Annotated in this window: 7 protein-coding genes; all 7 read right to left on the reverse strand. The window is 72.7% G+C overall.

Annotated features, from left to right (window positions below):
- The coding region (locus C1I95_RS04415; RefSeq protein WP_111212507.1) for a thiamine pyrophosphate-binding protein at nt 1-2328 on the reverse strand (2328 nt) is incomplete at its 3' end.
- Nucleotides 2329-2469: 141 nt separating this feature from the next.
- Nucleotides 2470-3963: an Asp-tRNA(Asn)/Glu-tRNA(Gln) amidotransferase subunit GatB gene (gene gatB, locus C1I95_RS04420; protein WP_111212471.1), complete on the reverse strand. Its 1494-nt coding sequence runs from the start codon at nt 3961-3963 to the stop codon at nt 2470-2472.
- 97 nt (nt 3964-4060) lie between these two features.
- Nucleotides 4061-5188: an Ig domain-containing protein gene (locus C1I95_RS04425; protein ID WP_233513361.1), complete on the reverse strand. Its 1128-nt coding sequence runs from the start codon at nt 5186-5188 to the stop codon at nt 4061-4063.
- A gap of 227 nt (nt 5189-5415) precedes the next feature.
- A complete protein-coding gene (gene gatA, locus C1I95_RS04430) occupies nt 5416-6891 on the reverse strand; it encodes an Asp-tRNA(Asn)/Glu-tRNA(Gln) amidotransferase subunit GatA (RefSeq protein WP_111212473.1) in 1476 nt (491 codons plus the stop codon).
- Nucleotides 6888-7193, reverse strand: a complete 306-nt coding sequence (gene gatC / locus C1I95_RS04435; protein WP_111212474.1) for an Asp-tRNA(Asn)/Glu-tRNA(Gln) amidotransferase subunit GatC — start codon at nt 7191-7193, stop codon at nt 6888-6890. Before gatC ends, gatA begins: the two co-directional genes overlap by 4 nt.
- A gap of 155 nt (nt 7194-7348) precedes the next feature.
- Nucleotides 7349-9832, reverse strand: a complete 2484-nt coding sequence (locus tag C1I95_RS04440; RefSeq protein WP_111212475.1) for a putative bifunctional diguanylate cyclase/phosphodiesterase — start codon at nt 9830-9832, stop codon at nt 7349-7351.
- A 158-nt stretch (nt 9833-9990) separates the two neighbouring features.
- The gene (ligA, locus tag C1I95_RS04445) at nt 9991-12126 is read right to left on the reverse strand and encodes an NAD-dependent DNA ligase LigA (protein ID WP_111212476.1); all 2136 of its coding nucleotides are present in this window, start codon (nt 12124-12126) and stop codon (nt 9991-9993) included.
- Nucleotides 12127-12194 lie beyond the last annotated feature (68 nt).

Here is a 12194-nt window from a genome sequence, read left to right on the forward strand (position 1 = left end):
GTTGACGATGCTGCCGGGGAGCAGGTCGTGCAGGTCGTACAGCTCGGTGACGGTGCCGGACTGGCCGAACTCGTCCACGCCGAGGGGCACCGCCGGCGCGCCGACGGCGGAGCCGAGCCAGGCCATGGCGTGCGAGGCGGCGTCGTGCACGGTGACCACCGGCACCCGGTCGGCGAAGGCCGACCGCAGCGCGCCGGGCACGCTGGGCACGGTGGCGGTGCGTACGCCCTGACGCAGGGTGCGCTGCCAGGCCCGGTACAGGCGGTCCAGGCTGGTGACGTCGACCACGTGGGCGGCGACGCCCTCGTCGGCCAGTTCCGCCGCCGCGGCGAGCACCTCGGGCAGCACCGCGCCGGAGGCGGCCAGTTGCACCGTCGGAGCGTCGGCCAGGTGCGGGTACGCCTGGTGGGCGTCGACCAGCCGGTACGCCCCGGCGAGCACCTGCCGGCGCAGCACCGCGTCGCCGAGCCGGGCGCGGGCGGCCTCGAACGGCGCCTGGTCGACCGGTCGGGTGCTGAGCCGGAAGTAGTAGGCGCCGTCCTCGGCCGGTGCGGCGGTCGGCGTCGGCTGCGGTGCGCCGGCGATGTGCCCGAACGCGTCGCAGAGCAGCCAGTCCAGGCTGGTCGCGTACGCCGGCTCGACGAAGGTCACCCCGGGCAGTTCCAGGCCCACGCTGGCGGTGATGGTCGACTGGTGGGCGCCGCCCTCCGGGGCGAGAGTGATGCCGGACGGGGTGCCAGCCACCACGAACCGGGAGCCGGAGTAGGTGCCGTAGAGGAAGGCGTCCAGGCCGCGCAGCACGAACGGGTCGTACACGGTGCCGACCGGCAGCAACGGCTGCCCGGACAGGTCCCAGGACAGGCCGAGCTGACCGAGCAGCAGGAACAGGTTCATCTCGGAGATGCCCAGCTCGATGTGCTGCCCGTCGGGGCTCTCCGTCCAGCGCAGCATCCGGTCCTCCGACCAGGCCCGCTGGGCGGTCGGGGCGAACACGCCGGTCTTGTTGATGAACCCGGCCAGGTTGGTCGAGGTCGCCACGTCCGGCGCGGTGGTGACGAGGTACTTCCCGACCTGCGGGTCGCGGGCCAGGTCAACCAGCACCCGGCCGAACACCTCCTGGGTGGAGATCGGCTTGTTCGTGCGTACCCTCGTGGTCTGCGGGACGGTGACCCCGAGCGCCCGCTCACGCGGCGGTCGGGACAACGCCTCCCGGCGCTGCCCGGCCCGGATCCCGGCCGGCGACGCCGGGTCGAGGCGGTCCCACTCGGTGTCGCGGGTCAGCCCGTGCGCGGCCCGCAGCGCGGCGACCTGCTCGCCGGTGAGCAGCGCCGAGTGGTTACGCGGATTGCCGGCGATCGGCAAACCCCAACCCTTGACGGTGTACGCGAACACCACGCTCGGCCGGTCGGTCACCGCGTCGCACTGGGCGAACGCGTCGAGCAGCGCCGTGAGGTCGTGCCCGCCCAGGTCGGTGACCAGCGGGCCCAGCTCCTCGTCGGCGATGTCGGCGACGAACGCGGCCACCTCGGCCGGCGCCCCGTCCAGGAACTGCTTGCGCTGCGCCGGCCCGGTCAACCCGAACAGCGACTGGTACTGCTCGTTCGGCATCGCGTCGATCCAGTCGCGCAGCGCCTCACCGCCCGGCCGGGCGTACGCCTCGGCGAGCCGGCGGCCGTACTTCACCTCGACCACGTGCCAGCCGGCGGCCTCGAACTGGCCGCGCCACTGGTCGATCCGTACGCCGGGCACGACCCGGTCCAGCGACTGCCGGTTGAAGTCGACCACCCACATCACGTTGCCGAGCCCGGTGGTGGCCGGGTCGGCGACCGCCTCCCAGATGTTCCCCTCGTCCAACTCGGCGTCACCGATCAGCGCGACGAACCGGGAGTGCGGCCGGGCGCCGAAGTGGGCGTCGACGTAGCGGCGGGTCACCGCGGCGAACAGCGGCGCGGCGGCACCCAGGCCGACCGACCCGGTGGAGAAGTCGACCCCGTCCGGGTCCTTGGTCCGCGACGGGTACGACTGCAGACCGCCCCGCGCCCGCAGCCGGGTCAGGTACGACCGGTCCAGGTTGCCGAGCAGGTACTGGATGGCGTGGAACACCGGCGAGGCGTGCGGCTTCACCGCTACCCGGTCCTCGGCGTCCAGGTGGGCGAACCACAGTGCGGTCATCGCGGTGACCAGGGAGGCGCTGGACGCCTGGTGCCCGCCGACCTTGACCCCGTCGCCGGTGCTGCGGTCATGGTTGGCCGCGTCCACGATCCGGGTGGCGAGCCACAGCACCCGCCGCTGGATCTCGTCGAGGACATCGAGGTCGTGCTGGCTCACGGTGGACTCCATCCGGGCGTCGCCGTTGACGCCCTCACGAGGGGTGGTGCGGGTCGTGCCTGCTGCGCGCTGGCTGCCTCGGCTGTTAAGAAGGGGCCCTTCCTCTACTCCAGGCGTTTAAGAAGGGCCCTTCCTTGCACCTCAGGCGCCGAGGCGCGCCAGGATCAGCTCGCGGACCGTCTTGGCGTCGGCCTGGCCGCGGGTGGTCTTCATGACCGCGCCGACCAGCGCGCCCGCCGCGGCCACCTTGCCGCTGCGGATCTTGTCGGCGATCTCCGGGTTGGCGGCGATCGCCTCGTCGACGGCGGCGGTCAGCGCGCCGGTGTCGGAGACCACCTCCAGCCCCCGGTTGGTCATGATCTCGGTCGGCGAACCCTCGCCGGCGACCACGCCCTCCAGCACGGTGCGGGCCAGCTTGTCGTTGAGCTTGCCGGCGTCCACCAGGCTCTGCAGCTCGGCGACCTGCGTCGGGGTGGCCCCGATGTCGGCCAGCTCCACGCCCGTCTCGTTGGCCCGCCGGGACAGCTCGCCCAACCACCACTTGCGGGCGGCGGCCGGCGAGGTGCCGGCGGCGATCGTCTGCTCGATCAGCTCGACCGCACCGGCGTTGAGCACCGACTGCATGTCGAGATCGGACAGCCCCCACGCCTCCTGGAGACGCCGCCGGTGCAGCCGGGGCAGCTCCGGCAGGACGGCCTTCAGCTCGGCCACCCAGACCGGATCCGGCGCGAGGGGCACCAGGTCCGGCTCGGGGAAGTAGCGGTAGTCGGTGGCGGTCTCCTTGGACCGGCCCGGGGTGGTGTCCCCGGTGTCCTCGTGGAAGTGCCGGGTCTCCTGGGTGATCCGCCCACCCGCGTCGAGCACGGCGGCCTGGCGCAGCATCTCCGAGCGGACCGCCCGCTCGACCGACCGCAGCGAGTTGACGTTCTTGGTCTCGGTGCGGGTGCCCCACTCCTCGCCCGGCAGGTTCAGCGAGGTGTTGACGTCGCAGCGCAGCGAGCCCTCCTCCATGCGTACGTCGGAGACGCCGAGCGAGCGGAGCACGTCGCGCAGCTCGGTGACGTACGCGCGGGCCACCTCGGGGGCGAGCGCACCGATGCCGGGGATCGGCTTGGTGACGATCTCGACCAGCGGGATGCCGGCCCGGTTGTAGTCGACCAGCGACTCGGTGGCCCCGTGGATCCGGCCGGTGGCGCCGCCGACGTGCAGCGTCTTGCCGGTGTCCTCCTCCAGGTGCACCCGCTCGATGCCGATCCGCACCATCTCGCCGTTCACCTCGACGTCCAGGTAGCCGTCGACGCAGAGCGGCTCGTCGTACTGGCTGATCTGGAAGTTCTTCGGCATGTCCGGGTAGAAGTAGTTCTTCCGGGCGAACCGGCACCACTCCGCGATGGAGCAGTTCAGCGCGAGACCGATCCGGATGGTCGCCTCGATGGCCGCCTTGTTGGCCACCGGCAGCGAGCCGGGCAGGCCCAGGCAGACCGGGCAGACCCGGGTGTTCGGCTCGCCGCCGAAGTCGGTCGGGCAGCCGCAGAACATCTTCGTGTTCGTGCCCAGCTCGACGTGGGTCTCCAGGCCGATCACCGGCTCGTAGCGCGCGACGACCTCGTCGTACGCGGGCAGCGTCGTGGTCATGAGAACTCCAGCTTTCGGGCGGTAGCCGACCCACGGTGGTATCCGGACACAACGTCGCCAAGCCTAGCCGCTCGGCCTGCCCCGCCTCGGCCGGGCGTCACTCGGGTGTGGTGAACCGCCGACGGCGTTCGTAGGCCATCACGAACAGGATTCCGCCGACGCAGAACGCCACCACGGCCAGCAGCATCAGCACCAGGGTCGAGTTCGATCCGGTGACCGGCAGCCACGCCCCAGTCGTCTTCGAGGGCGACGGGGACGCCGGGGCCGGCGTGGTCGGCGTCGGCTCCGCCGAGTCCGTCGGCGTCGGCGCCGGATCGGTCGGCGTCACGGTCGGAGTCGGGGTCGGCTGGGTGGGCGTCGGCGACGGGGAGGACGGTGCGGCGCCCACGACCAGCGACACCTCGTCCGTGGCGCTGGTCGCCGTGCCGGCCGCCGTCACCGTGAAGGCGAAGGTGCCCGCGGTGCCGGGGGTGCCGCTGAGCTGGCCGTCCGGGGCGAGGGTCAGCCCCGGGGGCAGGTCCCCGGCGGTCACGCTGAACTTGATCTCGGAGTCGCCCTCGGCGGTGAACCGGAACGAGTACGCCTTGCCGACCGTGCCACGGGGCGGCTCGCCCGACGTGATGACGGTGGCCGGTGCGGCGATGACCACGGTGACGTCCTGGTCGACGTGGAAGCCGTTCTTGTCGCTCAGCCGGATGCCGAAGCTGTAGCTGCCCGGGGTGGTCGGCGTACCCGAGAAGGTCCCCGACGACGACAACGCCATGCCCACCGGCAACGAGCCCGACCGGAGCGAAAGGCTGTACGGAGCGGTGCCACCCGAGGCCGTGAACTTGTGCGTCGGGTACGGCTGCCCGGTGTACCAGGGCGAGGTCGGGGCGTCCGAGGTGACGGTGATGGTCGGCGCGACCACCACCACGGTGACGCTCTGATCGGCGAACTCCCCGCCCGCGTCCGTCATCCGGATGCCGAAGGTGTAGCTGCCCGGGGTGGTCGGCGTGCCCGAGAAGGTCCCCGACGACGACAACGCCATGCCCACCGGCAACGAGCCCGACCGGAGCGAAAGGCTGTACGGGGCGGTGCCACCCGAGGCGGTGAAGGTGTGCGTCGGGTACGACTCGTACGCGGTGACCGGCGAGTCCGGCGGACCGGAGGTGACGGTGACGGTGGCGGCAGCCGCCGGCTGTGCGCTGCCGAGTAGCAGCACCATGAGCACTGAGACAATCACGACCGGCCGCAGCGTCTTCATCGCACTTCCAGGACTGTGGTGGGGAGAACCGTCACTCGCATTCGCCAGCGGAATGAGACTTTATCCAACCAGGACCAGTGACGACGCGTAATGGCCCGATCGGTGACCGCGTGTCGTCGTACGGGAAACGGCGGTGACGGTGGCCCACTCCTGGGTTGGCCGAGAGACCCGTCGCGGGGCGGCTGAGGAGCCGCCCCGCGGACCGGTCACAGGGCCGGTGGGGTGAACGTGCCGACGGCGCTCTCCAGCGCGGCGGCGACCCGGTACATCCGGTCGTCGGCCATCGTCGGAGCCATCACCTGCAGGCCGACCGGCAGCCCGTCGGAGAGCCCGCACGGCACCGAGATGCCCGGCCCGCCGTACAGGTTGGTCGGGATGGTGAACAGGTCGGCCAGGTACATCTGGTACGGGTCGGAGGTGCGCGCGCCCAGCGGGAAGGCCACGAACGGGGTGGTCGGCGAGATCAGCGCGTCGACCCGTTCGAACGCGGCGGTGAAGTCGCGGGTGATCAGCGTACGGACCTTCTGCGCCTGCCCGTAGTACGCGTCGTAGTAGCCCGACGACAGCGCGTACGTGCCGATCATGATGCGCCGCTTGACCTCGGCACCGAACCCGGCCTCCCGGGTCAGCGACATGACCTCCTCCAGCGACCGGTTGCCGTCGTCGCCGACCCGTAGCCCGAACCGGACACCGTCGAACCGCGCCAGGTTGGAGGAGCACTCGCTCGGTGCGATCAGGTAGTACGCCGGCAGCGCGTACTTGAAGTGCGGGCAGGACACCTCGACGATTTCCGCACCCAGCTTGGTGAGCGTGTCGACGGCCTCGTTGAAGGCGGCCAGCACGCCCGGTTCGGCGCCCTCGCCAGCGAACTCGGTGACCACGCCGAGCCGCACCCCGGTCAGGTCGCCGGTGGCGCCGAGCTTCGCTGCGGCCACCACGTCCGGCACCGGGGCCGGGATGGAGGTGGAGTCGCGCGGGTCGTGCCCGCCGATCGCCTCGTGCAGCAGCGCGGCGTCGAGCACCGTACGCGCACACGGGCCGGGCGTGTCCAGCGAGGAGGAGAAGGCCACCAGGCCGTACCGGGAGGTGCCGCCGTACGTCGGCTTGGCGCCGACGGTGCCGGTGACCGCGCCCGGCTGGCGGATCGAACCGCCGGTGTCCGAGCCGATCGCCAGCGGCGCCTCGTAGGCGGCGAGCGCGGCGGCGCTGCCCCCGCCGGAGCCACCCGGGATCCGGTCGGTGTCCCACGGGTTGCGGGTCGGCCCGTACGCCGAATACTCCGTGGAGGAGCCCATCGCGAACTCGTCCATGTTGGTCTTGCCGAGCATCACCGTGCCGGCGGCGCGCAGCCGCTGCACGATCGTCGAGTCGTACGGCGGGCGCCAGCCCTCCAGGATCTTCGACCCGACGGTGGTCGGCACACCCTTGGTGGTCAGCACGTCCTTGACCGCGATCGGCACGCCGGCCAGCGGGCCCAGTGCCTCCCCGGCGGCCCGGCGGGCGTCGACCTGCTGGGCGGCGGCCAGCGCACCCTCGGTGTCGACGTGCAGGAACGCGTTGACCCGGTCGTCGACGGCGGCGATCCGGTCCAGGTGCGCCTGGGTGACCTCGACGGCAGAGGTCTCCCCGGCGGCGACCAGTCCGGCAATCTGGGTCGCGGTCATTCTGGTCAGGTCGGTCATGAGGCCACATCCTCGTCCAGGATCCGCGGTACGCGGAACCGCTGCTCCTCCGCGTCGGGCGCGCCCGACAGCGCTTCCTCGGGGGTCAGGCACGGCGTCACGACGTCGTCCCGGAGCACGTTGGTCAGCGGCACCGAGTGCGAGGTCGGCGGGATGTCCGCGGCGGTGACCTCGCCCACCTGGGCGACCGCCTGGAGGATCACGTCGAGCTGGCCGGCGAAGGTGTCCAACTCCTCCTCCGTCACGGCGAGCCGCGACAGTCGCGCCAGGTGCGCGACCTCCTCGCGGGAGATGGCGGCCATCGGTGCCCCCTTCGTGGCTGTCCTGCGTCTGCGTACCCCACCCGGGTCGGCGGAGCGCGACCCGCGGTGACGGCAGCGAGTCTATTGTTCCGCACCCGACCGGCCGCTCCCGGCTCCCCGGGCGCCGGGACCACCGGCCAGAGCGGCCGGCCGGATCACCGGCCGGGCCGGCGGGGGGTGTCCGCGTCGTCGTGGCCGCCGAGCGGGCGCAACGGGCGGTACCGAGCCAGCCAGGCGACCAGTTCCTCCGCCGGCATCGGCCGGGCGTAGAACCAGCCCTGGGCGACGTCGCAGCCGGCCGCGTGCAGCATCCGCCAGGTGCGCTCGTCCTCCACGCCCTCGGCCACCACCCGCAGCCCCAGCGCCTTGGACAGCTCGATCGTGGACCGGACGATCGCCGCGTCGTCGGTGTCGTCGGTCATGCCGAGGACGAACGACCGGTCGACCTTCACCTCCGACAGCGGCAGCCGGCGCAGGTGCTGCAGGGATGAGTACCCGGTGCCGAAGTCGTCCAGCGCGATGCCCACGCCGATCCGGTGCAGCCGGGTGATGGTGGTCAGCACCCGACGCGGGTCGGCCATCAACGCGCCCTCGGTGATCTCCAGTTGCAGCCGTTCCGGGGCCACGCCGTAGCGGGTGAGCCGGTCGGCGATCTGGTCGGCGATCTCGCCGGTGTGCAGGTCCCGCACGCTGACGTTGACCGCGGCGCGCAGGCTCAGGCCCGCCGCCGACCACTTGGCGAGCTGCTCCACCACGTCGTCGACGACCCGGCGGGTGAGCAGCCGCATCACCGCGCTCTGCTCGGCGACCCGGATCAGCTCCTCCGGGTCGACCATCCCCCGGCGCGGGTGCCGCCAGCGCAGCAGCGCCTCCACGCCGACCATCTCGCCGGTGGCGATGGCGATCTGCGGTTGGTAATACATCATGATCTCGCCCGCGTCCCCGGCCGGCTCGGCACCGCGCTCGGGGTCGGCGTCCGACGGCACCGGATCCGGCTGGCCGTCGAGCCGGGCCGGATCCGGCGGGCCGTCGAGCCGGGCCGGATCCGGCTGGACGGCGGCCCGGGCCGGGTCGGCCCACGGCTCGCCGGTGGGTGCCGCCGACGGGGCGGACCGGGCGGCGCGGCGCAGGATCGGGTCCGCGCCGGTGACGATCCGGGCGATCAGCTCGTCGTCGTGCGCCACCAGCGGGGGGCGGTGTCGCCGTCGACTCCACCACCGCGGGCCGGGGCGCTCGTCCACCGGTGGGGACGCGGGCAGCACCGCGCCGTCCCCGCCCCGCACCACGGGCGCGTCGACCGGCGCGTCACCGTCGACCGCCCGGCCCGTCGAGCCCACCTCCAGGACCCGGCGCAGGTCGGCCAGCAGGCCCAGCCGCTCGGCGGAGTTGTGGTCGGACTCGGCGGTGTAGACGGCGACCGTGTCGTTGCGATGCTTCGCGTCGTACATCGCCACGTCGGCGTGGCGCATCAGGGTGGCGAAGTCCTCGCCGTGCTCCGGGTACAGCGCGATGCCGATGGAGCCGCCGACGTCCAGCGGCAGCCCGTCCAGCGGGACCGGCTCGGCCAGCGCCCGCACCACCTGGTCGGCCAGCGCCCGAGCCTCGGTGACGTCGGTCAGCCCGGTCATCACGATCGCGAACTCGTCGCCGCCGAGCCGGGCGACCAGGTCCGGCGGCTCGACCACGTCGGTCAGCCGGGCGCTCACCTCGACCAGCAGCCGGTCGCCGACCGCGTGCCCGAGCGCGTCGTTGACGTTCTTGAACCGGTCCAGGTCGATCAGCAGCAGGGCCAGGCGGGCGTCCGGCTCGCCCCGCGCGCCCCGCGCGGCGTGCCGGTGCACCTGCTCGTTGACCTCGGCCAGCAGCGCCTTGCGGTTGGCCAGCCCGGTGAGCGGGTCGAGCGAGGCGAGTTGGTGCTGCTCGACGGTGAGCCGGGCCATCCGGTACACCGCGAACAGCGGCACCAGCACCAGCGGAACCAGGGCCGCGCTGGCCCGTGCGGCGGTGACGAGTACCGGCGCGAGCAGCAGCAGGGACCCGGTGGAGAGCAACTCGAACGGCAGGCCGTGCCACGCGTTGGGCCACCAGCGCTCGCCGAAACGCAGCCGTACGGCGGCCGTGACCAGGCCGTAGTTGACCAGGAACCAGGCGACCCCGGCGCCGCCGATCGCCGCGATGTCGGTCCACCCGAGTAGGCCGCCGGCGAAGAGGTCGCCGGGCCCCAGCCGGGTGACCGCGTACGCGGCGGCCAGCGAGCAGGCGTACTGGCCGGCGTTGAAAGCCGTCCGCCACGGGGCGTGCCGCATCCGGACCCCGGACACCAGCACGGCGACCGCCTGCACGGCGACCGCGGGGCCGAGCCCCCAGCCGAGCAGGATCGCGAAGGTGAAGCAGGTCGACGGGAATACCGCCGACGAGGACTGCCGCCGACCGGGCGGGAGGAACGGGCGCGCGTCGCAGGCCACGGCGAGCACCGCCATCGTCCAGAACGCCACCGGCAACTCGGGCAGCGTCGTGGCGAGCGACACTAGCGCGGGGGCCGAGACCAGCACGGCCACGGCCAGCACGCTGGCCACGAAGGCGGAGAACTGCGCCGTCCGTCCGGGCGGGACCAGGTTGCGCGGGTCGGGCGGCTCCATCACACCTCCCGGTACGGGGCCCGGCGCGTGGGTCCACGCACCGTGCCCCAATCAAACGCCCCTGGCCCCGGGTTTCCCGCCGCGACAGTCACGAATCGGTCGTAGTCGTAATTAAGTTGGTATCCGGACGAGTGCCCTCAAGATCGACAGGTCGGGGCTCACTCCTCGACGCGGGCCACCTCGCGGGCCGCGTCCGGCCCGGCGTCGAGCAGCAGCCGGAAACCGGCCTCGTCGAGCACCGGCACCTTCAGAGTGGCTGCCTTGTCCGCCTTGGAGCCGGGGTTGTCGCCGACCACCACGAAGCCGGTCTTCTTCGACACCGAGCCGCTGACCTTGCCGCCCCGGGACTGGATCGCCTCGGCGGCCTGGTCCCGCGAAAACCCGGCCAGGGTGCCGGTGACCACCACGCTGACCCCCTCCAGCGGACGCGGCCCCTCCTCCACCGCCTCCTCGGCCATCCGGACGCCCGCCTCGGCCCACTTGCGCACCACCTCGCGGTGCCAGTCGACGGCGAACCACTCCCCGATGCTGGCGGCGATGGTCGGCCCGACGCCGTCGACGGAGGAGAGTTCCTCCTCGGTGGCCCCCTCGATCGCCTCGATCGAACGGAAGTGCCGGGCGAGGGCCTGCGCGGCGGTCGGCCCGACGTGCCGGATGGACAGCGCCACCAGCACCCGCCACAGGTCACGCTCCTTGGCCACGGCGAGGTTGTCGAGCAGCTTGACGGCGTTGCTGCCGAGGCTGCCGTCCTTGTTGACGAAGAACGGCGAGCCGGCCAACTGCTCCGCGTCGAGCGCGAACAGGTCGCCCTCGTCGGTGATGATCTGCGCGTCGAGCAGCGCGGCGGCGCTCTTGTAGCCGAGTGCCTCGATGTCGAACACGTTGCGCCCGGCCAGGTGGAACACCCGCTCCCGCAGCTGCGCCGGGCAGCTGCGCGAGTTGGGGCAGCGGATGTCGACGTCGCCCTCCTTGGCCGGGGCCAGCGGCGTGCCGCAGGCCGGGCAGGTGGTGGGCATGACGAACGGCCGGGCGTCCGGCGGGCGCAGGTCGACCACCGGGCCGAGCACCTCGGGGATCACGTCACCGGCCTTGCGGATCACCACCGTGTCGCCGATCAGCACCCCCTTGCGCTCGACCTCGCGGGCGTTGTGCAGGGTCGCGTACGTGACGGTGGAGCCGGCCACCTTCACCGGCTGGAGCACGGCCCGCGGGGTGACCCGCCCGGTGCGCCCGACCTCGACCTCGATGTCGAGCAGCTTGGTGTTGACCTCCTCCGGCGGATATTTGAAGGCGATCGCCCAGCGCGGCGCCCGACTGGTCGAGCCGAGCCGGCCCTGGATGGGCACCGGGTCGACCTTCACCACCACACCGTCGATCTCGTGTTCGACGTCGTGCCGGTGGGTGGCGTAGTGCGCGACGAATTCCCGGACGCCGGTCAGGTCGGGCACCACCCGCCAGCGGTCGCTGGTGGGCAGCCCCCACGCCTTCAGCGCGCTGTACGACTCGGACTGGGTGGCCGGCTGGTAGCCGCGCCGCGCGCCGATGCCGTGCACCACCAGGCGCAGCGGCCGGGACGCGGTGATCCGCGGATCCTTCTGCCGCAGGCTGCCCGCGGCGGCGTTGCGCGGGTTGGCGAACGGCGCCTTGCCCTGCTCGACCAGGCCGGCGTTGAGGTCGGCGAAGCCCGCGACCGGGAAGTAGATCTCCCCGCGCACCTCGATGAACTCGGGGACCGGACCGAACTCCGCCGAGTCGGTGAGCCGGCTGGGCACGTCCCGGATGCTGCGCACGTTGGCGGTGACGTCCTCGCCGGTGCGGCCGTCGCCCCGGGTCGCCGCCCGGACCAGCCGGCCCCCCTCGTAGGTGAGGTTGATCGCCAGCCCGTCGACCTTCAGCTCGCACAGGTAGGACACCGGGCCGCCGGCGTCACGCTCGACCCGCTCGGCCCAGGCCGCCAGCTCCTCGTCGGCGAAGGCATTGTCCAGCGACATCATCCGCTCGGCGTGGGCGACCGGGGTGAAGTCGGTGGAGAAGGTGCCGCCGACCCGTTGGGTCGGCGAATCGGGGGTGCGCAGCGCCGGGAACTCCGCCTCCAGCGCCTCCAGCTCGCGCAGCTGCCGGTCGAAATCGGCATCGGAGACGGTCGGTGCGTCGAGCACGTAGTAGCGATACTGGTGCTCGGTCAGCTCCTGGCTCAGCGTGGCGTGCCGCTCCCGCGCCTGCGGCGTCGGCTCGGCGCCGGCCGCCGCCTCCTGCGCCGCACTGACCTGCTGGGGAATCGCTTCCTCGGACACCCTGCCGCCTTCGGACACCGCTTCGGACCTCCCGTGATCGTGCTACCCCCGCACGGTAGCTCCCGGGT

Origin of the sequence: Micromonospora craterilacus (assembly GCF_003236315.1) — a bacterium.
Lineage (GTDB): Bacteria > Actinomycetota > Actinomycetes > Mycobacteriales > Micromonosporaceae > Micromonospora > Micromonospora craterilacus.

What these genes read in the sequence shown, in the direction of transcription:
- gatA (WP_111212473.1), bottom strand. Translation starts at nt 6,891, where the DNA reads ATGACCGACCTGACCAGAATGACCGCGACCCAGATTGCCGGACTGGTC.
- C1I95_RS04440 (WP_111212475.1), bottom strand. Translation starts at nt 9,832, where the DNA reads ATGGAGCCGCCCGACCCGCGCAACCTGGTCCCGCCCGGACGGACGGCG.
- gatC (WP_111212474.1), bottom strand. Translation starts at nt 7,193, where the DNA reads ATGGCCGCCATCTCCCGCGAGGAGGTCGCGCACCTGGCGCGACTGTCG.
- gatB (WP_111212471.1), bottom strand. Translation starts at nt 3,963, where the DNA reads ATGACCACGACGCTGCCCGCGTACGACGAGGTCGTCGCGCGCTACGAG.